Here is a 21,466-nt window from a genome sequence, read left to right on the forward strand (position 1 = left end):
GGGGATTGTCAAAAAAGCCGCAGGGCGCCTATCCATGGTGCCCTGCGGCTTTTTTGCTGGGCATGCCTTTCGCCAAGGTCGTGCGTCCGTTCGTCCGCTTGCCATGCCAACCCGGGCTCCAGAGAATGAGAGAAGCCGCTAAGCTGGCCTTTCGCCCTATTTTCAACAGAGCGACGAGGCCCCGGCTGCCTCGCGCCACGCACGGCGCGCGGGCGGGTAGAGGCCACTTTGCCCACCCCTGGAGCCGCCATGGACGCCGAAGAACAGACCATTGTCGAGCTGGCCTACCCCGGCGAGTACCTGAGCCGTCTGGGCTGTGCCGAAACCAAGACCTGCAAGATCCGTCTGTCCCGCAAGGGCCAGGGGCTGCTGGCCCGCATGTACGCCCGCAAGGGCTACAGCATGCAGGCCACCTTGTCGCACGACTGCGACTTGAGCAGCCTGGTGGTGCAGATTGATGGGCAGTCGCAGGGGGCGATTTCGGTCCGCATGGATGACGGGCACCTGGCGGCCGAGGAGCAGTATCCCGAGTTCATCGCCGAACTGCGCCAGCGCGGCGCGCGCATCTGCGAGATGGGCAAGCTTGCAATGGACCCCGGGGTGCGTTCCAAGCATGTGCTGGGTGCCATCTTCCACATTGCGTGGATCGTGGCCTTCCGCGCCCGGCGCGCCACCGACATCGTCATCGAGGTGAACCCGCGCCACGCCCCGTTCTACCGGCGCATGCTGTGTTTTGACCAGATCGGCCCCGAACGCATGTGCGAGCGTGTGGGTGCGCCCGCCGTGCTGCTGCACATCGGCGCCGACAAGGGGCGCCGCCTCATCGACCAATTTGGCGGCCAGCCCAAGCTGGCCAGCGTGGAGCGCAGCTTCTACCCCTATTTCTTCCACCCCGACGATGAAGAGGGTCTGCTGCGGCGCCTGTCGGTGAGGTAGCCGTCAGGTCTTGCGCGGGGCCTCTACCGTCAGAGCTCGCCCCGGGGGCCGCGCCCCATGAGCTGCGCCACGGCCTCGGCAGGTTGCAGGCGGCCGTCAAGCAAGGCCACGGCGGCCTCGGCGATGGGCATGTCCACACCCAGTGTCTGCGCGCGCTGCACCACGGTGCGGGCGCTGTAGACGCCTTCCGCCACATGGCCCAGGGATTCCACCGCCTGCGCCAGGGTCTGGCCCTGTGCCAGCAGCATGCCCACGCGCCGGTTGCGCGACAGGTCGCCGGTGGCGGTCAGCACCAGGTCGCCCAGGCCGGACAGGCCCATGAACGTGTCGGGCCGCGCGCCCAGCGCCAGGCCCAGCCGCGTCATCTCAGCCAGGCCGCGCGTGATGAGTGCGGCGCGGGCGTTGAGACCCAGCGCCAACCCGTCGCACAGGCCGGTGGCAATGGCCAGCACGTTTTTCACCGCGCCGCCCACTTCCACGCCCACGATGTCTTCGTTGGCATACACGCGCACGCTCGGGCTGTGAAAGGCTTTGACCAGCGCATCGCGCACGGCCGCATGGGCGCTGGCGGCCACCAGGGCTGTGGGCTGCCCCAGGGCGACTTCCTGCGCAAAGCTCGGGCCGCTGAATGCGCCTGCTATTAAATCAGGAGCTACTTGGGCTTGTACTTCGTGCGCCAGCAGCCCAAAAGATGCTGAATTGGCACCGGCAGGCACCGCCTCGAAGCCCTTGCACAGCCAGGCCACAGGTGCCGTGCACCCGCGCAGCGCCAGCAGCATGCCGCGCAGGGCGGCCATGGGCGTGGCCACGATGACCAGGTCGGCACCGGGCAACAGTGCGCGGAAGTCGCCATCGACCACTGAGAGGCACGGGGGGAGGGCAATGCCCGGCAGGTAGCGGGCGTTTTGTGCCTGGGCGCGCATGCTTTGCGCCTGGGCTGCATCGCGGGCCCACAGGGTGACCGCGTGCCCGGCAGGGTGCTGGGCTGCGCTCATGGCGACCGCAGAGCCCCAGGCACCAGCGCCAAATACTATGATTTTCATAGCTGCTTGCGCTTATCTATCGGGCGGTAGAGGCAAAAAAGCCTCTAAACGCTGATGATTACTGCGTGATGATGGGCGAGGCTTGGCCGGCGGCCTGCGCTTGCTGCTGCTCGTACATGGCCTGGAAGTTGATTTCGGCCAGGTGGACGGGCGGGAAGCCAGCGCGGTTGATCACGTCGGCCACGTTGCCGCGCAGGTAGGGGTACACGATCTGCGGGCAGGCGATGCCCATGATGGGGCCCATCTGGTCTTCGGGCACGTTGCGGATTTCGAAGATGCCGGCCTGCTTGGCTTCGACCAGGAACACGGTCTTGTCCTTGATCTTGGTCTGCACGGTAGCCGTCACGGCCACTTCAAAGATGCCTTCGGCCACGGGAGTGGCTTCCACACCCAGCTGGATGTCCACGCTGGGTTGCTCTTGTTCGAGCAGGATGCCGGGGGAATTGGGTTGTTCCAGCGACAGGTCCTTGAGGTAGACGCGCTGGATCTGGAACACGGGGTTTTCTTGATCGGCCATGGTGAAGTCTCTTTGAGCTTACAAAATTGCTAGCAAAACAAAACCCGCCGGGGAGCAGCTCCCGCAGCGGGCACATGGGGCTGCATTATGCAGCGCCCGGGGAGGGGGTCAGGCGCCCAACAAGGGCATGAGCTCGCCACGGCTGTCCAGCGCCACCAGATCGTCGTGGCCGCCCACATGGGTGTCACCGATGTAGATCTGCGGCACCGTGCGGCGGCCGGTGATCTCCATCATGTGGCTGCGCGCGGCGGGGTCGGTGTCGATGCGGATCTCCTCGATCTGCTCCACACCCTTGGACTTGAGGATCTGCTTGGCCCGGATGCAATAGGGGCAGACGGCGGTGGTGTACATCTTCACGGGTTGCATGGCGGACCTTCCTCTTTCTTCCTGTGGGGCTAAAAATCAGTGGCAAGACTATCGCGGACCCAATAACTGGGGGCGGATCAGGCTTTTTCCACAGGCAGGCTGGCTTCGCGCCAGGCCTTCAGGCCACCAGCGAGCGACTGGGCGTTGTCGTAGCCCAGCTTTTTGGCAATGGCGACGGCACGGTTGGAGCGGGCGCCACTGGCGCACACCAGCACCACGGGCAGGGCCTTGTTCTTGACCACGGTGGGCAGCCGCTCTTCGAGCTGGCCCAGGGGCACGTTCTTGGCTCCGTTCACGTGGCCGGCGGCGAATTCCTCGGTTTCGCAGACGTCGATGACCACCGCTTTTTCGCGGTTGATGAGCTGCACGGCGCGCGCTGGCGTCAGCGAGCCGCCACTGGCGTTCTTGAGGACCGGCCACAGCAACATGCTGCCCGAAGCCAGTGCAACGAGGAACAGATACCAGTTATCAATAATGAATTTCACGAAGCTTCCTTGGGTTGGCGAACAGCGTAATTCTAGAATGCTGGGTTTTGGCCCGCATTTTTTTGACCTGCCTTTCCTGGGGAAACCATGTACAAGCTCGTTCTGATCCGCCACGGCGAATCCACCTGGAACCTTGAAAACCGCTTTACCGGCTGGACCGATGTGGACCTCACGCCCACCGGTGTTTCCCAGGCCATGTCGGCCGGCAAGCTGCTCAAGGCCGAGGGCTACGAGTTCGACCTGGCGTTCACCAGCGTGCTCAAGCGCGCCATCCACACCCTGTGGTACACGCTGGACGAAATGGATTGCACCTGGCTGCCCGTGGTCAAGGACTGGCGCCTGAATGAGCGCCACTACGGTGCCCTGCAGGGCCTGAACAAGGCCGACATGGCCAAACAGTACGGCGACGAGCAGGTGCTGGTGTGGCGCCGCAGCTATGACACCCCGCCCCCAGCGCTGGAAGCCACGGACCCCCGCAGCGAGCGCAGCGACCGCCGTTACGCCGCTCTGGCCGAAGGCAGCGTGCCGCTCACGGAATGCCTGAAGGACACCGTGGCCCGCGTGCTGCCGTTCTGGAACGATGCCATGGCACCGGCCATCCGCTCAGGCAAGCGCGTGGTGGTCGCCGCGCACGGCAATTCCATCCGCGCCCTGGTGAAGTACCTGGACAACATCTCCGAGTCGGACATCGTGGGCCTGAACATTCCCAACGGAATCCCGTTGGTATATGAGCTGGACGCCGACCTCAAGCCCATCCGCCACTACTATCTGGGCGATGCAGAAGCGGCTGCCAAGGCAGCTGCGGCAGTGGCATCGCAAGGCAAGGCGTAAAGCCTGGGTAAAGACGGGGAAAACCCGCCGATACCCTGTCTAAAGTGAGTGCCTGCGCGGAACTGCAGCGGGTTTGGTCCTTCCAAGGTGTATATTGGTTTTGAAGCGGTAAAGGTGTTGTATGGGCCACAAACTCAAAATTGCGGGATGGGTATCGGTTGGTGTCGTGGCTGGGGCTCTGACGACGGTTTCGTTGCAGACGGTCGCGCGTGGTGCGATGACTCCGCTGCCGCTGGAAGAAATCCAGCAGCTGTCGGCGGTGTTCGGCCTGGTTAAGACCGATTACGTCGAACCGGTGGATGACAAGAAGCTCATCACCGACGCCATCTCCGGCATGGTCGCCAGCCTGGACCCGCACTCCCAGTATTTCGACAAGAAGTCCTTCAAGGAATTTCGCGAAGGCACTTCCGGCCGTTTTGTGGGGGTTGGTATCGAAATCACCCAGGAAGACGGCTTGATCAAGGTGGTGTCGCCCATCGAAGGGTCTCCCGCCTTCCGCGCTGGCCTCAAGACCAATGACCTGATCACCAAGATCGACGAAACGGCGGTCAAGGGCCTGTCCTTGAACGATGCCGTCAAGCGCATGCGTGGCGAGCCCAACACCAAGGTCACGCTCACCATCTTCCGCAAGGACGAGAGCCGCACCTTCCCGGTCACCATCACGCGCGAAGAGATCAAGACCCAGTCCGTCAAGGGCAAGGTGGTGGAGCCCGGCTACGCCTGGATCCGCCTGTCGCAGTTCCAGGAGCGCACGGTCGATGACTTTGTGCGCAAGGTGGAAGAGGTCTACAAGCAGGAACCCAACCTCAAGGGCCTGGTGCTCGACCTGCGCAACGATCCCGGCGGCCTGCTGGATGCGGCTGTGGCCGTGTCGGCCGCGTTCCTGCCAGAAAACGTCACGGTGGTCACGACCAACGGGCAGCTCGCGGACAGCAAGGCCACTTACAAGGCCTCGCCCGACTTCTACCAGCGCCGTGGCGGGGGTGACCCGTTGCGCCGCCTGCCCGCAGCCCTCAAGTCCGTGCCACTCGTGGTGCTGGTGAATGAAGGCTCTGCGTCGGCCAGCGAGATCGTGGCGGGCGCTCTGCAGGACCACAAGCGCGCCACCATCATGGGCAGCCAGACCTTTGGCAAGGGCTCGGTGCAGACCGTGCGTCCGCTGGGGCCTGATACCGGCATCAAGCTGACCACCGCGCGCTATTACACCCCGAGCGGCAAGTCGATCCAGGCCAAGGGCATCGTGCCCGACGTGATGATCGACGAATCGGAAGAAGGTAACATCTTCGCTGCTTTGCGCATGCGCGAGGCCGATCTGGACAAGCACCTGGGCAGCGGCCAAGGCGAGGAAAAGAAGGATGAGGCCCGTGAAAAGGCCCGCGAAAGCGCCCTCAAGCGCATGGAAGAAGAAGCCAAAAAGCCTGCAGCAGAACGCAAGGCTCCAGAGTTCGGTTCGGACAAGGACTTCCAGCTCGTGCAGGCGCTCAACCAGCTCAAAGGCCGCCCCGTGCTGGTCAGCAAGACACTGACGGAACGCAAGGACGAAAAGAAAGAAAATTGAGCTTTCGCTCCCTGTGCTGAAGGCCGGATTTCCAGCGAAGTCCGGCCTTTTTTCTTGTCCTTCTTGCTCTTCTTTTCTTGAGACTCTCGCCATGACCGATGACCAGCTCCTGCGGTACTCCCGCCACATCCTGCTCGATGAGATGGGCATCGAGGGGCAGGAGCAGGTGCTGGCGTCCCATGCCCTCATCATCGGTGCGGGTGGCCTGGGCTCGCCTGCCGCGCTGTACCTGGCATCTGCCGGTGTGGGGCACATCACCCTGGTGGACGACGATGTGGTGGACCTGACCAACCTGCAACGCCAAATTGCACACACCACCGCGCGCGTCGGCCAGCCCAAGGTGGCGTCTGCAGCCAGCGCCATGGCAGCCATCAACCCCGAAGTGCAGGTGACCGTGCTCCAGGCGCGCGCAGATGCCGCTGTGCTCGATACCCTGGTGCAAGACGCCTGCGTGGTGCTCGATTGCAGCGACAACTACGCAACACGCCACGCCGTCAATGCGGCCTGTGTGCGCCATCGCAAGCCCCTTGTTGCGGGGGCCGTCATCCGCTTTGATGCCCAGATCACGGTGGTGGACCCGCGCCAGGCTGCGTCGCCCTGTTACGCCTGTATTTTTCCGCCTGAGGCGGATTTTGAAGAGGTGCGTTGCTCCACCATGGGCGTGTTTGCCCCGCTGGTGGGCGTGGTGGGTGCCCTGCAGGCGGCCGAGGCGCTCAAGCTGCTTGCAGGCATCGGGACGTCACTGGCTGGGCGTCTGTTGATGCTGGATGGACGGTCCATGGAGTGGAGCACGATGAACGTGGCGCGTGCGCCGCACTGCACGGTGTGTGTTGCTCGGTAGGATTACTCCTACAGCGTCCGCGTGCGGCGGCTGGCAGAATCCGCTCAGCTGAGCCACTAAATTTGAGGCTCGACCAGCGTAAATGTGCGTTGGTAGTGAAACGGGACCCTTCTGTGAAACTCCGCACCTATATCGTTGAAGACAACGCCACCATTCGAGAGAACCTGATCGGGACGCTCGAAGAGTTGGCGTCCGTAGAGGCGGTAGGAGTCGCTGAGACCGAGGACGAGGGCAAGAACTGGCTCGCCACCCATGGTGAGCAGTGGGATCTGGCAATAGTGGATCTTTTTCTGCGCCAAGGCAGTGGGCTGGGGGTCCTGGCGGCATGCCGCTCGCGCCGCCCTGGCCAGAAGATGGTGGTGCTGAGCAACTACGCGACACCCGATGTGCGCATGCGCTGCGCACAGCTGGGGGTGGATGCGGTCTTCGACAAATCCAACGAAATTGATGCGCTGGTGGACTACTGCATCCAGCACAGCAGCAGTCCTGCGGGAATGGAAGCTGGCCAGTCCCTGTCGTCGCCTGGCCATTCGCTGTGATGCTGCGCCCTGCAGCGCGGGCGCGCGCGGCGGGGCTTTTTATTTTCTACTCTTCTCGCCAGCGGGCCGAGTCAGGCCCAATGACCCCGGACTGAGGCCACTGCTCCATGTCAGTCAATCAAGCGGTTCTTGAGCGCGTAGTAGGTCAGATCGCTGTTGGACGACAGGCTCATCTTTTCCATCAGTCGCGTGCGGTAGGTGCTCACCGTCTTGACGCTGAGCGACAAGGCCTTGGCGATATCGCCTGCCGTCTCTCCCTTGGCCAGCTTGAGGAACACCTGGAACTCGCGTTCCGACAACTGCTCGTGGGGCGGTGCGTCGTCCTTGCGATTGAGTTGCTGGGCCAGCAGTTCGGCCACGGCAGGCGTCAGGTAGCGGCGGCCCAGCGCAATGGTGCGGATCGCCTCCACGATTTCAGAGGGTTCGCACTCCTTGTTCAGGTAGCCGCTGGCGCCCTGGCGGATCAGGTTGATCGCATAGTGCTCTTCGGGGTAGCCGCTCAGAATCAGGATGCCCATGTCCGGGGCCTTGGCCCGCAGCATGGCCAGCGCATCCAGCCCGCTCTGTCCGGGCATCGACAGGTCCATGAGCAGGACATCAATTTCCTTGTTGCGTACCAGGTCGATGGCTTCACGGCCGTTGGAGGCCTCACCCTCCACCCGCAGATCCACATGCTCGGACAGGAACTGCCGCAGCCCGGAACGAACTATCGCGTGGTCATCCACAATGCCAATCTTGATCATCGATCTTTCTTTCGCAGGGCGGTGATGCCGCTCCTGATGTTTGTTGGTTGGAAAGCTTCTCCGGCACGTCATCCCTGTTGGCAGGGTGGTGCCCGGTCTTCACACATTATCCAGAATACCGCGTATGAGTCTTAAAGAAAACACCCGCATCTGGCTGCCCAAGGTCCGCAAGATGGCCTTGAGCCTGCCCATGGCGTTGCTGGCGGCGATGGTGCTGGTGGGTATCAACGAAACGGGTCACATGCGCTCACAAGATGCGGTGGAGCAGATGACCCACGGTCAGAACACGCGCAAGGCCGTCAACCTGTTGCTGCAGAGCATGCTGGACGCAGAAACCGGGCAGCGTGGCTATCTGCTCACCGGCAACGAGACTTATCTGGAGCCTTACGACAAGGCGGTGGCTACCGTGCAGACCAACCTGGACGGCTTGCGCGGGCTGTTCATGGATGCCCCCGAAGACATGCAGGAATTTGCGCTGCTGTCGCGGCAGATATCCCGCAAGCTCGCGGAGATGGAACTGAGCCTGCGTTTGCGCCGGCAGAGCAATGAAGATGCCTGGAAGTTCATCCTGCATACCGACGTGGGCAAGGAGCACATGGAGGCCATCCGCAAGCACGCGCTGGAGTTGATTGCCCGCAGCGACATGCACGTGAAACAAGGCCAGGACCAGATCGAGCAGTCGCTCATGCTGTCGCGCATTGGCATTGCCACGGTGACGGTCATTGGCTTGCTGGCGTTCTACATGTATCTGCGCCAGGCGCAGGCGCTGCAGGTCGTCAACCAGCGCGAACAGGCCCTGCTGGAGCGCGAACGGGACCGCCTGGAAGGCCTTGTAAAGGCCCGTACCGCAACTCTTTCCGAGCTGGCAAACCATCTGCAGCAAGTACGTGAAGATGAGCGTGGGCACCTTGCGCGCGAGCTGCACGATGAGCTGGGTGCACTGCTCACTGCGGCCAAGCTGGATGTTGCGCGGCTCAAGTCCAGGATCGACGCCAACGCCCCCGAGGTGGCAGAGCGGCTCAAGCACCTGACCGAAACGCTCAACAGCGGTATTGCGCTCAAGCGCCGCATCATTGAAGACCTGCGGCCCTCATCGCTCTCCAACCTCGGACTGACGGCCGCGATCGAGATCCTCACCCGCGAATATGCCGAACGCGCAGGTATCGAAGTGGAAACGAGCCTGGAATCCGTGCAGTTGCCTGATGCCTCGCAACTCACGGTGTACCGCATGGTGCAGGAGGCGTTGACCAACATCGGCAAATACGCCAAAGCCAACAAGGTGCTGGTGTCGGTACACGGTTACCCCACGCATGTGGCAGTTCAGGTGCGCGACGATGGCGAGGGGTTCGATCCCGCCACGGTGCGTCCTACCTCGCACGGGCTGTCGGGAATGCGCCACCGCGTGGAGTCTGCGGGCGGCAGGCTGTCCATCACCTCGCGCCCGGGCAACGGCACCCTGGTCTCTGCCGTGCTCCCGCTGCAGCGCCATGGCGCCGAGGCGTCGTCGCAGCCGCCCTCTCTGGCCGCATGACCTAGCGGCCTTGGGCCAGGGATAGCGAGCCGCAGCGCGCCGTCCTACAGGCGGCCCGCTGCACCGCCGACAGGCTTGCGCGCCGGGCACCGGCATCTTTGACTCTCCATGCTCCTTACAGTGGATTCCAGGCGCTGAAATTCATGTGCCAACCCACCCGCCGGCAACCGGCCCCCTCAAGAGGAGAAGGAGAAAGAAATGTTGCACTACGCAGTTGTTTTTCTGGTGATCGCGCTGATCGCAGCCCTGTTCGGCTTTGGCGGTATTGCTGCCGGTGCCGTGGGCATCGCCAAGATTCTGTTCTTCGTGTTCGTCATCATGGCGGTTGTGACCTTCGTACTGGGTCTGCTCAAAAAGGGCTGACGCCCCGGCCGTGAAACCAAGCATTCCGCATCCACCCCTTCAAGGAGTTTCCGCATGAGTATCCAGACCGCTACCGACAAAGTTGCCAACGGCGCACGCCATCTCGCAGATGATGTGCTGCAAAGCGCCCAAGACGCCGTGCAGTCCACCCGCACGGCCGCCAACACCTCGCTGGAAAAAGCCGAAGAAGGCGTACGTGCCCTCCGCAGCCAGACCGACCCCGTCATTGACGACTTGGCAGCGCGTGCCCAGGATCTGGCAGCCCGCAGCATCGGCTATTGCGCAGAAACCAGTGCCCGTGCCCGTCGCCAGATGCAGCATGCAGCAGACGCCACCACCAAGTATGTGGCGGAGCAACCCGGCAAATCGATGGTGATCGCCGCAGCATCGGGTGCCGTACTCGCAACCCTTGTGCTCTGGATGTCGCGCCGCAAGCACGCCTACTGAAGCCTGTCTCTATCCCTACAGTCCGCCGGTCGCGGAGGGTGCAACAGACCGGCAGATTGCAATCTTCCAGCACCCGCGTTCCCAACCATTTTCAAACAAGGACAACACCATGAAATACGCACGTGCACTCGCCTTTGCCGCTGTCGCTGGCATCACCATCATCACGGCCACGGGCTGCTCGGTGGCCCGTGAACAACAGACCGTTGGCGCCTATGTAGATGACGCCGGCATCACCACCGCCGTCAAGGCAAAAATGGCTGAAGACAAATCCGTCTCCGCCACGTCGATCAGCGTGGAAACGCTCAACGGCACGGTGCAGCTCTCGGGCTTTGCCAAGTCGCAAGCTGAAAAGAACCAGGCTGAAGCCATCGCACGCAACACCAAGAATGTGCGTGAAGTGCGCAACAGCATCGTGGTTCGTCCCTGACCGGATGCCTGAACATTGCGCTGCGGGCTTCCTGCCGGTAGCGCATAGGCACTGACCGCTGAGCAGGCTCCGGGTACCTCCTGGAGCCTGCTTTTTTCATGGGGCGCCAGCAGGCATACCCCTGGGTCTTGCTCGTTTGCCACACCCCACCGGGTATAAGCTCCACACCATGCGGGTATTCAATTGCGACCATTGCGGTCATCTGGTTTTTTTCGACAGCGTGCAGTGCCTGCACTGTGGCAGTGCGCTGGCATTTTTGCCCGATGTGTTGACCATCGCGGCCCTGGCGCCTGCGCCGCAGGATGGCGCCGACCTGTGGCGCCGCCGGGGCGGGCGCGGTGGCTCGGATTACAGCGGTCGCTTGTACCGTATGTGCCGCAACCATACCGAACACCAGGCCTGCAACTTTGCCGTGCCTGCCAACGACTATGCGGAACTGTGTGTATCGTGCCGCCAGACCCGGGTGTTGCCCGATCTGTCGGAGCCCGCGAACATGGGCCGCTGGATGCAGATCGAGGCCGCCAAGCGGCGCCTGTTCTACAGCCTGGCCCGCCTGGGCCTGGAGCCCGCCCCCGGGCGCACCGGACCCGTTTTTGAATTTCTGGCCGAGGTGCCCGGTGGTCCGCCGGTGTTGACGGGCCACCACAGCGGAACGATTACGCTGAATGTGGCCGAGGCCGATGACGATGAGCGCGCACGCCGCCGGATCGCGCTGGGTGAGCCCTACCGCACGCTGATTGGCCACCTGCGGCATGAGTCCGGCCATTTTTATTGGGACCAGCTGGTGCGCGACGGCGGCCGCCTGGAAGATTTTCGCCAGATGTTTGGCGATGAGCGCCAGGACTACGCTGCCGCGCTGGAGGCTCACTACGCCAAGGGCAACGACCTGGGCGACTGGGTCGACCACCATGTCAGCGCCTATGCCGCTGCTCACCCCTGGGAAGACTGGGCCGAAACATGGGCCCATTACCTGCACATGATCGATCTGCTGGAGACGTCGGCCAGCTACGCGACCGAGGTCACGATCCCGGGCATTTATGGGGCGCAGCGCAGCAGCGCCATCGACCCGTTTGCCAGCCCGGCGCCTGATTTCCAGTCGATGGTGCAGCACCTGGTGCCGCTGACACTGCTGCTCAACAGCCTCACCCGCAGCTTGGGGCAGCCAGATGCCTATCCGTTTGCCTTGGCAGGCGAGGTGTTGGCCAAGCTGCGGTTTGTGCATGACGTGGTGCGCGAAGCCGCCCGGCGGCCCGCCCCAGTCGCCGCTCCGGCTCCGCAGCCCGCACCGGCTCCCAAACAAAACGTCAAAAAAAATAGCAAAACAACCAGTAAGGACGTGCGCTAGCGCCATTTTTTCCTTGGTTTTTTGCCTGCATCAAAGAGCGGCAAGGGTGGCGGCCTGGAACTTGCTAGGTGTCTGCCATGGGGCTGTTGAAACCCCTTGAGCAGCCAGTACCGAGCCACACACGACGCCAAGGGAGGGCGCGACCATGCTGAGCCGCACCGCTGACCATCTTTTCTGGATGGCACGCTATACCGAGCGCGCCGAAAATACGGCGCGCATGCTGGATGTGAATTACCAGAGCGCGCTGCTGCCGCAATCGACCGAGGTCGCCAAGCAGGGCTGGCAAGGGTTGCTGTCCATCAGCGAGCTGCTGCCCGCCTACACCGCCCAGCATGGCGAAGTGACTCCGGCGAAGGTGCTGGACTTCATGGTCAAGGACCCTTCCAACCCCTCGTCCATTCTGGCCTGCCTGCAGGCCGCGCGGGAGAACGCGCGGGCCGTACGCGGTGCGCTCAACACCGAGGCCTGGGAGATCCAGAACCAGACCTGGCTCGAAGTGAACCGCCTGATCGCCAGCGGTGCACTGGAGCAGGACCCGGCGCGATTCTTCGAATGGGTGAAGTTCCGCTCGCACCTCTCGCGGGGTGTGACGGTGGGCACCATGCTGCAGGACGAGGCGCTGCACTTCATGCGCCTGGGCACCTTTTTGGAGCGGGCCGACAACACGGCGCGGCTGCTGGATGTGAAGTTTCACGCGGTGCAAAGCGACTTCATGGGCGCGGCCACGGCGCAGGACCAAGACTACGATTTCTACCACTGGAGCGCCATCCTGCTCAGCGTGTCGGGCTTCGAGACCTACCGCAAGGTGTACCGCGACGTGATCACGCCCGAACGTGTGGCCGAACTGCTGATCCTGCGGGCCGACATGCCCCGCTCACTGCACGCTTGCATGAAAGAGGTGCTGGGCAACCTCGACATGCTGGGCAGCGGCCAGTCGGCCGAGACCCAGCGGCACGCGGGGCGGCTGCTGGCGCACCTGAAGTTCGCACGCATCGATGAAATCCTGACCCATGGACTGCACGCCTACCTCACCCAGTTCCTGGAGCGGGTGAACGACCTGGGCGCGCGGATCAGCCGGGACTTTCTGGTGCCTGCGGCGGTGTGAGGGGTGTATCTGGTGCGTCTGGCGCAGCGGCCATAGCGGCCGGCACCGGCTCCACCGTCACGCCCACCTGCAGCACATGGTGGTCGCCGCCGTGGATCACGCCGCGCAGCGGCGACACATCCGAAAAATCGCGGCCGATGGCCAGGGTCACGTAGTCCTCGCCCGCCGCGCGGTCGTTGGTGGGGTCCAGGTCAAACCAGGTGTTGTCGCCTGATGCGCCATCACTTTCGTCGGCTGCCGGTGACCACACCGACACCCAGGCGTGCGAGGCATCGGCCCCCACCAGCCGGGGTTGTCCGGGCGGGGGCTCGGTCAGCAGGTAGCCGCTCACATACCGCGCCGCCAGGCCCAGGCTGCGCAGGCAGCCGATCATCACGTGGGCAAAGTCCTGGCACACGCCCCGGCGCAGCCGCAACGATTCGAGCGCGGGCGTGCCCGCGTCGGTGGCGTTGGCGGTGTAGGCAAAGTCGGCATGGATGCGCGACATCAGGTGGCGGGCGGCCTGCATCAGCGGGCGGCCGGGTGCAAAGCTCTCGGCGGCATAGGCTACAAAGTCGGCATGCCGGGGAATATAGGGCGACGCAAAGCTGAACTCGGTGGCCGCGTGGTAGGGCTGGCCGCGCCGATAACCCAGGCGCTCGCGCACGGCCTCCCAGGGCTCGCCGGGCGGTGCGGCGGGCACGGGCAGGGTCTCCAGCAGGCTTTCGGCGCGCACCCGCAGTTGCTCGTGGGTGAACGGCAGGCTGAAGAACGCGCGGGTGTTGCCAAACACGTCCTGCACCATGTTGCACTGTGTTGGGGCGGGGTCCACCTGCAGGCTGTGGGTCAGCACACGCTGCACCACACCGGTGCGCGGACGCAGATGGGCCATGTGCTGGGCGTTCTGCACCGCCGGGCTGTAGTGGTACACCGTTTCGTGGATGACGCGCAGCTTCATGGTCAAGCTCCTACGCTGTGCCGAAGTGCATCCGCCGAATGCGTGAAGTAGCGCGTGGCCAGCACATCCGACAAGCCCATCACGCCCCGCACACACCGGCCCAGATATTCCTCCAGAGTGGCATGGCGGCCTTCGGCGTCCTGTGCGCACAGGGCCACCAGCGACAGGTCGGACGCTTCGGGGATGCCCGTGGCGGCGGATTCGCAGGGCGTACCGGCGGTCGCTTCGATCTTGGCAATGCGCCCGCGCAGCGTCTGTGCGACCCAGGCCAGCGAGCGGGGGTTGTCGCGGTCGATCACCAGCAGGTCCAGCAGGGCGGGCATGTCGCGCCGCTGCTGGTACTGCGCGTGGAAGGTGATGGTGCTGTCAAACAGCGCCACCATGGCCTCGAAGCCGCCCTCATCGTGCACGGCGCCGGTCTGCAGGCCACTTTCCAGCGCCGAGGCCAGAAAGCCCAGGCGCTCCAGGTGGCGCCCGATGGACAGCAGGCGCCAGCCGTCGTCGCGGGTCATGCGGTCGGTCTGCTGGCCCGTCATGGCTGCGGTGTGGCCGCTCAGGCCTTCCAGCTGGCGCAGCGCGTCCAGCGGCGAATAGTCGCCGTCGTCTTCGGCTCCTGTGCGGGGCGCAAAAAACTCCGCCTCGGCGCGCACGATGAGGTTCCAGTGTTCCTGCGACAAACGGTCGCGCACGGCCGAGGCCGCACCCAGGATGCCGCGCAGGTTGTAGCCCACGCTGGTCACCTGCGCGGGCTGCGTCAGCCCGGCGATCAGCGAGCGCTCGAACACGCGCCGTGCCTGCCCGGCCGCAGGCACGGTCGGTAGCACCAGCCCCTGGCTCACGCCCATGGCGCTCAGCCAGGTCAGCAGCGGCTGCGAGGTCTGGTCCTCCCCATTGAGGCATTGCAGCGTGATGCGCGCCAGGCGCGTGACGTTCTCGGTGCGTTCGGTGTAGCGACCCAGCCAGAACAGGTTTTCGGCCGCGCGGCTGGTCACCTGGCGGCTGCGGTGCACCACGGCGGGCGCGGCCTGGTTGTGGGCCAGCAGCGTGGTGGTGTCCACGGGGCCATCTGTCTGCACCCATACATCGGCGCTGCTGCCGCCGCGCTGCATGGATGTAATGCCGCTGTCGCCCTGGGCCAGGCGGGCCAGCCCGCCCGGCAACACGCGCCACGAGCCGGGGCCGTCGCACACCGCAAACACGCGCAGCATCACCGAGCGGGGGGCGATGGGGCTGCCGCCCTGGCCCGCACCTTCTGCGGCTTCACTGCGCCAGGTGGGCATTTGCGACAGCGGCAGGTGGGCCTGCACGGTGTATTCGTCGCCCTGGGCTTCGATGCGTGCGGACCACTGCGCCAGGTCTTGCGCCGACAGCGCACCGCCCAGCACGGGCACGCGCTGCGCCATGGGCCAGGTGGGGCGGATCACGCTGTGCGCGAGCTGCGGCAGCACCGCCTGCATGGCCGATCGCTCGCCACACCACCAGGTGGGCAGCGACGGCAGGGCCAGCTCTTCGCCCAGCAGGTGGCGCGACAGCGCAGGCATGAAGCCCAGCAGCGCCGACGATTCGAGGAACGCCGAGCCCGGCGCATTGGCCACCAGCACGTTGCCCGCACGGATGGCCTGCAGCAGGCCGGGCACGCCCAGGCGCGAGTCGCTGCGCAGCTCCAGCGGGTCCAGAAACTCGTCGTCCAGGCGCTTGAGGATGCCGTGCACCGGCTGCAGGCCATGCAGCGTCTTGAGGTACAGGCGCGCGTCGCGCACGGTGAGGTCGTTGCCCTCCACCAGCGTCAGACCCAGGTAGCGCGCCAGGTACGCGTGCTCAAAGTAGGTCTCGTTGTACGGGCCGGGCGTGAGCAGCACGATGCGCGCATCCGCCCCCGCCGGGCTCATCTGCCGCAGTCCGTCGAGCAGTGCGCGGTAGGTGGCGGCCAGGCGCTGCACATGCATCTGGCTGAACGCCTCGGGGAACAGGCGCGAGATGAGCAGCCGGTTCTCCAGCAAATATCCCAGGCCTGAGGGCGCCTGCGTGCGCTGCGTCACCACCCACCAGTCGCCCTGCGCGTCGCGCGCCATGTCGAACGCCGCGATGTGCAAATGGGTGCCGCCCACGGGCTGCACGCCATGCATGGCGCGCAGGTAGCCCAGGTGGCCCTGCACCAGCGCGCTGGGCAGCAGGCCTTTGCGCAGCAGCTCCTGCGGGCCATACACGTCGGCCATCACGCGGTTGAGCAGGCGCGCGCGTTGCAGCACACCGCGCTCGATGTGTGCCCAGTCGCCCTGCGAGAGGATCAGCGGGAACAGATCCACCGACCAGGGCCGCTGCGGGCCGTCGGCGTCGGCATAGACGTTGTAGGTGATGCCGTTGTCGCGCACCTGGCGCTGCAGGCTTTGCATGCGCCGGTCCAGGTCCTGGAAGCCCTCGGGCCCCAATTGATCAAAGAATTGGGCCCAGGCGCTAGTGATATCTGGCTTGTTTGCTATTGATTTGGGAGTGGTTGATGCAGTGGCAGCGCCGGGGGCGTCCGCCACGCTGGCACCCCGCAGCTCGTCAAAATGCCCGGCCGCCGCAGCAGGCGCCAGTGCAGCCGCCAATTGGGCTGCGCTGTCAGAAGGGTCGGGGGTGGGGAGGCTGTCGTTGAGGTGGTTCACTGCGCTCGATTTTCGGGCATTTGGTCGACAACACTCTGCGGGTAACCCGCACCGTCGAAACTGGCGGGGCCGATGCCAGAGACGCCAAGCAAGGGCCGCCCCGCAGCAAGGGCGTCGTCCCCCTGGGGGGAAGGCGCGCAGCGACTCAGGGGGGCTTCTCTACCTCCGCATCTTTCGCCGCAGATCCAGTGTGAACGGAAACTCCCGGCTGCCCGGCAGTTCAATGGTCGCAGGCGGCACCGCCAGCCTGCCCGGCGTGTGGCCCATGCGCGAGAACCGCGCCAGGCGGCGGCTTTCGGCCTCGTAGGCGTTGACCGGGAAGGTGTCGTAGTTGCGCCCGCCCGGGTGCGCCACGTGGTACTGGCAGCCGCCCAGCGAGCGGTTCATCCAGGTGTCCACGATGTCGAACGTGAGCGGCGCATGGGCGCCAATGGTGGGGTGCAGGGCCGAGGGCGGGTTCCAGGCCTTGTAGCGCACACCGGCCACAAATTCACCGGTCGTGCCCGTGCTTTGCAGCGGCAGCGGCTGGCCGTTGACGGTGACCACATGGCGGCTTTCGTTCATGCCCGTCACGCGCACCTCGATGCGCTCCAGCGACGAGTCCACGTAGCGCACGGTGCCACCGGCCGAGCCTTCCTCGCCCATCACATGCCAGGGCTCCAGCGCGTTGCGCAGGGTCAGCTCCACACCCATCGATTTCACCGTACCGACCATGGGGAAGCGGAACTCGAACTGCGGTGCAAACCAGGCCGCGTCAAACGCGTAGCCTGCGGCGTTCATCTCTGCCACCACATCGTGCATGTCCTGCTGGATGAAGGTGGGCAGCATCCAGCGGTCGTGCAGCTCGGTGCCCCAGCGGGCGGCGGGCGCGCGGTAGGGCGTCTTCCAGAAGCGGGCGATCAGGGCGCGCAGCAGCAGCTGCTGCACCACGCTCATGTGGGCATGGGGCGGCATCTCGAACGCGCGCAACTCCAGCAGGCCCAGGCGGCCGGTGCTGCTGTCGGGCGAGAACATCTTGTCGATGGAAAACTCGCTGCGGTGGGTGTTGCCCGTCACGTCCACCAGGATGTTGCGCAGCGTGCGGTCCACCAGCCAGGGCGGCATGTCCTGGCCGTAGACCGCGCGGTTGGTTTCGATCTCGCGCAGTGCAATCTCCAGCTCGTACAGCTGGTCGTTGCGCGCCTCGTCCACGCGCGGCGACTGGCTGGTGGGGCCGATGAACAGGCCGCTGAACAGGTAGCTCAGGCTGGGGTGGTTGTGCCAGTAGAGCAGCAGGCTGGCCAGCAGCTCGGGCTTGCGCAAGAACGGCGAGTCGGCCGGTGTGGCGCCGCCCATCACAAAGTGGTTGCCGCCACCGGTGCCGGTGTGGCGGCCATCGGTCATGAACTTCTCGGCCGACAGGCGCGTCTCCCACGCGGCCTGGTACAGAAACTCGGTGTGCTGCACCAGTTCCTTCCAGTGGCTGGCGGGGTGGATGTTCACTTCGATCACGCCCGGGTCGGGCGTGACCGCCAGCACCTTCAGGCGTGCGTCGCGCGGGGGCGGGTAGCCTTCCAGCACGATCTTCATACCCAGCTCTTCGGCCGTGGCTTCGATGGCGGCCAGCAGGTCCAGGTAATCATGGAGGCGCGACAGCGGCGGCATGAAGACATAGAGCACGCCGTACTTTTCGCCCACCTTCTCGGCCTTGGGGCCGCTGGCTCGGCGCGGATCGCGCACCTCCACGCACAGCGCCGTGCGCGACAGGCCTGCGGCCGACTGGAACTTGCCGGGTGGCTGCACGCCCGCATGCGGGTCGGGCTGACCGGACAGGCGCGCGTTATCACCACCCGCAGTGCTCTGCGTTACGCGCCGTGCCTCGCCAGGGGCGGTGGCGCCTGCCAGGTAGGGCAGATCACGGTCGCCGGTGACGGGGCCGGATGGCACGGAATACCGCGCCCGCAGCGTGGTGGCAGCGGGCAGTGTGCCCTGGGGTGCGGTCGGGTCTTGCGGGATCAGGTGCTCGGTGTCTGATGCCTTCACCCAGGGCAGGGCGTCCAGCGGCAGGCGGTAGCCCATGGGCGAATCGCCGGGGATGAGCAGCATGCGGTCGTCGCGGAAGAACCATGGCCCCGTGCTCCACACGCTGCCTGCCAGCGTGCCCGCGCCTTCGCCTGCCTGCAGCGGCAGCACATAGCCCACCACGCTGTCGAGTTTTTGCTCGAACACGCGGCGCAGCCGTGCGCGCTCCAGCTCGTCGTCCAGGCGCGCATCGAACGGGTCCACGTTGACCGGCAGGCGCCGCTCGCGCCACAGGTAGTAGAAGGTGTCTTCATAACCGGGCTGGATGTAGCGGTCCGTCACGCCCAGCTTGCGCGTGAGGTGGCGCACAAAACGCTCGGCGTCGGCGCTGGTGTAGTGCGAGGGGTTGCGTTCGTCAGCAAACAGCGCGGGGTTCTGCCATGCGGGCTGGCCGTCGGCGCGCCAGCAGATCGACAGCGCCCAGCGCGGCAGCTGCTCGCCCGGGTACCACTTGCCCTGGCCAAAGTGCAGAAAGCCGCCCTGGCCGTATTCAGCGCGCAGCTTGTGCGTGAGTTCGGTGGCGAAACCGCGTTTGGTGGGGCCCAGGGCGTCGGTGTTCCACTCCGGCGCGTCGCGGTCGCCCACGGCCACAAAGGTGGGCTCGCCGCCCATGGTCAGGCGCACATCGCCCGCCACCAGGTCGGCGTCCACCTGCTCGCCCAGCGCCAGCACGGCCTGCCACTGGTCTTCGGTGTAGGGCTTGGTCACGCGGGGCGATTCGTAGATGCGCGTCACGCGCATCTCGTGGCTGAAGTCCACCTCGGCCTTGTCCACGCCGCCTTCAATCGGTGCGGCCCCGGAGGGTTGCGGTGTGCAGGCCAGCGGGATGTGGCCCTCACCCGCCATCAGGCCGCTGGTGGCATCCAGGCCAATCCAGCCTGCGCCGGGCAGGTAGACCTCGCACCAGGCGTGCAGGTCGGTGAAGTCGTGGTCGGTGCCGCTGGGGCCGTCGAGCGCCTTCACGTCAGGCGTGAGCTGGATCAGGTAGCCCGACACAAACCGTGCCGCCAGCCCCAGGTGGCGCAGCAGTTGCACCAGCAGCCAGCCCGAGTCGCGGCACGAGCCGCTGGCCTTTTGCAGCGTCTCCTCGGGTGTCTGTACGCCAGGCTCCAGGCGGATGAGGTAGCGGATGTCTTGCGAGACCTGCTGGTTGAGCTTGACCAGGAAATCGATGGTGCGCTGCTTGCTGCGGTCCACCTTGTCCAGATAGGCCTGCACCAGCGGCGTCATCGGGTCGGTGGCCAGGTAGGGCGCCAGCTCCTGCTGCACATCGCTGCTGTAGTTGAACGGGATGTTCTCGGCCTCGGGCTCCAGGAAGAAGTCGAAGGGGTTGTACACCGCCATTTCCACCACCAGGTCCACCGTGACCTTGAACTCGCGCGTCTTCTCGGGGAAGACCAGCCGCGCCTGGTAGTTGGCAAACGGGTCCTGCTGCCAGTTGATGAAGTGCTGCGCGGGCTCGACCTTGAGCGAGTACGAAATCACATTGCTGCGACAGTGGGGCGCGGGCCGCAATCGGATGGTCTGTGGCCCGAGGCCTACCAGCCGGTCGTATTGGTAATGCGTGACGTGGTGGAGCGCGGCGTGGATGGGCATATGCAGGCCATGCTAGCAAGTCCCGAGCCATCGCGGGCAACTATTCCGGGGGCGGTGACAAGCGGTCATCGGCTGTTCACAATGTGCGGTCCGTGCCCCGCTGCCGGGGCTGTCTCTCTTTAGCTGATCGCGCACCAACTTGGTGATGCCTTTTTTCACCCATGTCCCACTCCCCCCAACTTGTGCTCCTGCCCGGCCTGGCTGCCGATGAACGCATGTGGCGCGGCGTGCTGCCGCTGCTGCCCGCCGCGCTGCGCCCCGAGGTCGCCACCGCCCACCAGGATGTGGGTCTGCACACCATCGAGGACTTTGCCGCCCGGCTGCTGGCACAGCACGCGGGGCCACTGGTGCTGGCCGGTGCATCGATGGGCGGCATGATCGCCATGGAAGCCGCGCGCCAAGCGCCGGAGCGTGTGGCCGGGCTCGCGCTGCTGGGCACCACCGCGCGGCCCGAGACGCCGGATATGCGGGCGCTGCGCGAAGCCGCTATCGAACTCTTTGAACAAGGCCGCCTGCGCGAAGTGATCGAGCCCAACGTGGCCTTTGCCTTTCATCCTGACAACGCCACGCGGCCTGAGCTGGTGCAGGCCTATCTCGACTTTGTGCTGGATGCAGGCGCCTCCCACCTGGTTCGCCAGAACCGCGCCGTCATCCATCGGCCCGATGCCCGCCAGCACCTGCCCGGCGTGGCCTGCCCGGTGCTGGTGGTATGCGGCGAGGCTGACCAGCTCACGCCGCCCGAATGTTCGGCGGAGATTGCGGCGCTGGTGCCCGGTGCTGAGCACCACCTCTTGCCGGACAGCGGCCACATGCTGACCATGGAGCAACCTGAAACGGTGACTCGGCTGCTGGTGCGGTGGTTGGCGCGCAGCGGATGGATCTGACCTGAGCTTCCTTCCTCTCGCCTTGTGGACGAGGGCGCAGTGGTGGGCGGGATGGACTTAGAGCGGCTCAAAAAACTCAGCAAAGCGGCCATCCCTAGGGAAGCTCTTCACGAATCGGTTCTGGCTATGTCACAGCGATGCCTGAACTAAAACAGCACTCGCTTTGAGTAATGAGGCTTGCGCAGCGCACCCAGCAGGCGTTTGGCGAGGGCCATTGCCCCTATATCGGAGGCTTTACGCCCCCTGCACGCGCACCTGCCCCA

General features: G+C 65.1%; 20 protein-coding genes. 12 read left to right on the top strand and 8 right to left on the bottom strand.

From position 1 onward, the window contains the following. Positions 1 to 249 precede the first annotated feature (249 nt). Positions 250 to 936 carry an N-acyl amino acid synthase FeeM domain-containing protein gene (locus NFX52_RS15980; RefSeq protein ID WP_252635727.1) on the top strand — a complete coding sequence of 229 codons (687 nt, stop codon included), beginning with the start codon at positions 250 to 252 and terminating at the stop codon, positions 934 to 936. A gap of 29 nt (positions 937 to 965) precedes the next feature. On the opposite strand, the gene NFX52_RS15985 is transcribed toward NFX52_RS15980, so the two are convergent. The 4 genes from NFX52_RS15985 to NFX52_RS16000 form a co-directional block, all read right to left on the bottom strand. Next, complete coding sequence (locus NFX52_RS15985) at positions 966 to 1,979, bottom strand: NAD(P)H-dependent glycerol-3-phosphate dehydrogenase (protein ID WP_055395507.1); 1,014 nt, start codon at positions 1,977 to 1,979, stop codon at positions 966 to 968. Between the two features lie 58 nt (positions 1,980 to 2,037). Next, positions 2,038 to 2,496 (bottom strand): protein-export chaperone SecB, encoded by a 459-nt coding sequence (secB, locus tag NFX52_RS15990; RefSeq protein WP_055395502.1) that lies wholly within the window; start codon positions 2,494 to 2,496, stop codon positions 2,038 to 2,040. Positions 2,497 to 2,604: 108 nt separating this feature from the next. Then, positions 2,605 to 2,862 carry a glutaredoxin 3 gene (gene grxC / locus NFX52_RS15995; protein WP_015015481.1) on the bottom strand — a complete coding sequence of 86 codons (258 nt, stop codon included), beginning with the start codon at positions 2,860 to 2,862 and terminating at the stop codon, positions 2,605 to 2,607. Between the two features lie 77 nt (positions 2,863 to 2,939). Further along, on the bottom strand, positions 2,940 to 3,347 hold the full coding sequence (locus NFX52_RS16000) for a rhodanese-like domain-containing protein (protein WP_055395500.1): 408 nt from the start codon (positions 3,345 to 3,347) through the stop codon (positions 2,940 to 2,942). 87 nt (positions 3,348 to 3,434) lie between these two features. Between NFX52_RS16000 and gpmA the strand changes: the two genes are divergently transcribed. The 4 genes from gpmA (at position 3,435) to NFX52_RS16020 (ending at position 7,116) form a co-directional block, all read left to right on the top strand. Further along, positions 3,435 to 4,178: a 2,3-diphosphoglycerate-dependent phosphoglycerate mutase gene (gpmA, locus tag NFX52_RS16005; RefSeq protein WP_055395498.1), complete on the top strand. Its 744-nt coding sequence runs from the start codon at positions 3,435 to 3,437 to the stop codon at positions 4,176 to 4,178. 121 nt (positions 4,179 to 4,299) lie between these two features. Further along, on the top strand, positions 4,300 to 5,736 hold the full coding sequence (locus NFX52_RS16010; RefSeq protein ID WP_055395496.1) for a S41 family peptidase: 1,437 nt from the start codon (positions 4,300 to 4,302) through the stop codon (positions 5,734 to 5,736). 91 nt (positions 5,737 to 5,827) lie between these two features. Continuing rightward, positions 5,828 to 6,577, top strand: a complete 750-nt coding sequence (locus NFX52_RS16015; protein WP_055395491.1) for a HesA/MoeB/ThiF family protein — start codon at positions 5,828 to 5,830, stop codon at positions 6,575 to 6,577. 113 nt (positions 6,578 to 6,690) lie between these two features. Beyond that, positions 6,691 to 7,116: a response regulator gene (locus NFX52_RS16020; protein WP_055395489.1), complete on the top strand. Its 426-nt coding sequence runs from the start codon at positions 6,691 to 6,693 to the stop codon at positions 7,114 to 7,116. Positions 7,117 to 7,226: 110 nt separating this feature from the next. On the opposite strand, the gene NFX52_RS16025 is transcribed toward NFX52_RS16020, so the two are convergent. Further along, positions 7,227 to 7,859 (bottom strand): response regulator, encoded by a 633-nt coding sequence (locus NFX52_RS16025; protein WP_010463169.1) that lies wholly within the window; start codon positions 7,857 to 7,859, stop codon positions 7,227 to 7,229. 124 nt (positions 7,860 to 7,983) lie between these two features. Between NFX52_RS16025 and NFX52_RS16030 the strand changes: the two genes are divergently transcribed. The 6 genes from NFX52_RS16030 to NFX52_RS16055 all read left to right on the top strand — a co-directional run bounded on the left by NFX52_RS16030 (position 7,984) and on the right by NFX52_RS16055 (position 13,077). Next, entirely contained in the window at positions 7,984 to 9,390 is a 1,407-nt protein-coding gene (locus NFX52_RS16030; protein ID WP_252635728.1) for a sensor histidine kinase, read from the top strand. Between the two features lie 198 nt (positions 9,391 to 9,588). Beyond that, positions 9,589 to 9,753, top strand: coding sequence for a DUF1328 domain-containing protein (locus NFX52_RS16035; protein ID WP_010463174.1), 165 nt, complete (start codon positions 9,589 to 9,591; stop codon positions 9,751 to 9,753). Positions 9,754 to 9,807: 54 nt separating this feature from the next. Next, positions 9,808 to 10,200 carry a hypothetical protein gene (locus NFX52_RS16040; protein WP_055395485.1) on the top strand — a complete coding sequence of 131 codons (393 nt, stop codon included), beginning with the start codon at positions 9,808 to 9,810 and terminating at the stop codon, positions 10,198 to 10,200. 109 nt (positions 10,201 to 10,309) lie between these two features. Further along, complete coding sequence (locus tag NFX52_RS16045) at positions 10,310 to 10,627, top strand: BON domain-containing protein (RefSeq protein ID WP_055395483.1); 318 nt, start codon at positions 10,310 to 10,312, stop codon at positions 10,625 to 10,627. A 169-nt stretch (positions 10,628 to 10,796) separates the two neighbouring features. After that, complete coding sequence (locus NFX52_RS16050) at positions 10,797 to 11,972, top strand: zinc-binding metallopeptidase family protein (RefSeq protein WP_055395481.1); 1,176 nt, start codon at positions 10,797 to 10,799, stop codon at positions 11,970 to 11,972. A 145-nt stretch (positions 11,973 to 12,117) separates the two neighbouring features. Next, positions 12,118 to 13,077, top strand: a complete 960-nt coding sequence (locus tag NFX52_RS16055) for an alpha-E domain-containing protein (protein WP_055395479.1) — start codon at positions 12,118 to 12,120, stop codon at positions 13,075 to 13,077. Here the strand turns inward: NFX52_RS16055 and NFX52_RS16060 are convergent. The 3 genes from NFX52_RS16060 to NFX52_RS16070 form a co-directional block, all read right to left on the bottom strand. Beyond that, positions 13,043 to 14,014, bottom strand: coding sequence for a transglutaminase family protein (locus NFX52_RS16060; RefSeq protein WP_055395477.1), 972 nt, complete (start codon positions 14,012 to 14,014; stop codon positions 13,043 to 13,045). The genes NFX52_RS16055 and NFX52_RS16060 overlap by 35 nt on opposite strands. A gap of 2 nt (positions 14,015 to 14,016) precedes the next feature. Next, positions 14,017 to 16,662, bottom strand: coding sequence for a circularly permuted type 2 ATP-grasp protein (locus NFX52_RS16065; RefSeq protein WP_055395475.1), 2,646 nt, complete (start codon positions 16,660 to 16,662; stop codon positions 14,017 to 14,019). Between the two features lie 159 nt (positions 16,663 to 16,821). Next, positions 16,822 to 20,319 carry a transglutaminase family protein gene (locus NFX52_RS16070; protein ID WP_055395473.1) on the bottom strand — a complete coding sequence of 1,166 codons (3,498 nt, stop codon included), beginning with the start codon at positions 20,317 to 20,319 and terminating at the stop codon, positions 16,822 to 16,824. A 161-nt stretch (positions 20,320 to 20,480) separates the two neighbouring features. Between NFX52_RS16070 and NFX52_RS16075 the strand changes: the two genes are divergently transcribed. After that, positions 20,481 to 21,203 (top strand): alpha/beta fold hydrolase, encoded by a 723-nt coding sequence (locus NFX52_RS16075; RefSeq protein ID WP_055395471.1) that lies wholly within the window; start codon positions 20,481 to 20,483, stop codon positions 21,201 to 21,203. The last annotated feature ends 263 nt before the right edge of the window (positions 21,204 to 21,466 follow it).

This window comes from Acidovorax facilis (assembly GCF_023913775.1).
GTDB lineage: Bacteria > Pseudomonadota > Gammaproteobacteria > Burkholderiales > Burkholderiaceae_C > Acidovorax > Acidovorax facilis.

Coding starts and splice junctions, on each gene's coding strand:
- secB (WP_055395502.1), bottom strand. CDS start 2,496: ATGGCCGATCAAGAAAACCCCGTGTTCCAGATCCAGCGCGTCTACCTC.
- NFX52_RS16075 (WP_055395471.1), top strand. CDS start 20,481: ATGTCCCACTCCCCCCAACTTGTGCTCCTGCCCGGCCTGGCTGCCGAT.
- NFX52_RS16040 (WP_055395485.1), top strand. CDS start 9,808: ATGAGTATCCAGACCGCTACCGACAAAGTTGCCAACGGCGCACGCCAT.
- NFX52_RS16045 (WP_055395483.1), top strand. CDS start 10,310: ATGAAATACGCACGTGCACTCGCCTTTGCCGCTGTCGCTGGCATCACC.
- NFX52_RS16060 (WP_055395477.1), bottom strand. CDS start 14,014: ATGAAGCTGCGCGTCATCCACGAAACGGTGTACCACTACAGCCCGGCG.
- NFX52_RS16030 (WP_252635728.1), top strand. CDS start 7,984: ATGAGTCTTAAAGAAAACACCCGCATCTGGCTGCCCAAGGTCCGCAAG.
- NFX52_RS15980 (WP_252635727.1), top strand. CDS start 250: ATGGACGCCGAAGAACAGACCATTGTCGAGCTGGCCTACCCCGGCGAG.
- NFX52_RS16015 (WP_055395491.1), top strand. CDS start 5,828: ATGACCGATGACCAGCTCCTGCGGTACTCCCGCCACATCCTGCTCGAT.
- NFX52_RS16055 (WP_055395479.1), top strand. CDS start 12,118: ATGCTGAGCCGCACCGCTGACCATCTTTTCTGGATGGCACGCTATACC.
- NFX52_RS15985 (WP_055395507.1), bottom strand. CDS start 1,979: ATGAAAATCATAGTATTTGGCGCTGGTGCCTGGGGCTCTGCGGTCGCC.
- NFX52_RS16050 (WP_055395481.1), top strand. CDS start 10,797: ATGCGGGTATTCAATTGCGACCATTGCGGTCATCTGGTTTTTTTCGAC.
- NFX52_RS16010 (WP_055395496.1), top strand. CDS start 4,300: ATGGGCCACAAACTCAAAATTGCGGGATGGGTATCGGTTGGTGTCGTG.
- NFX52_RS16035 (WP_010463174.1), top strand. CDS start 9,589: ATGTTGCACTACGCAGTTGTTTTTCTGGTGATCGCGCTGATCGCAGCC.
- NFX52_RS16070 (WP_055395473.1), bottom strand. CDS start 20,319: ATGCCCATCCACGCCGCGCTCCACCACGTCACGCATTACCAATACGAC.
- grxC (WP_015015481.1), bottom strand. CDS start 2,862: ATGCAACCCGTGAAGATGTACACCACCGCCGTCTGCCCCTATTGCATC.
- NFX52_RS16025 (WP_010463169.1), bottom strand. CDS start 7,859: ATGATCAAGATTGGCATTGTGGATGACCACGCGATAGTTCGTTCCGGG.
- gpmA (WP_055395498.1), top strand. CDS start 3,435: ATGTACAAGCTCGTTCTGATCCGCCACGGCGAATCCACCTGGAACCTT.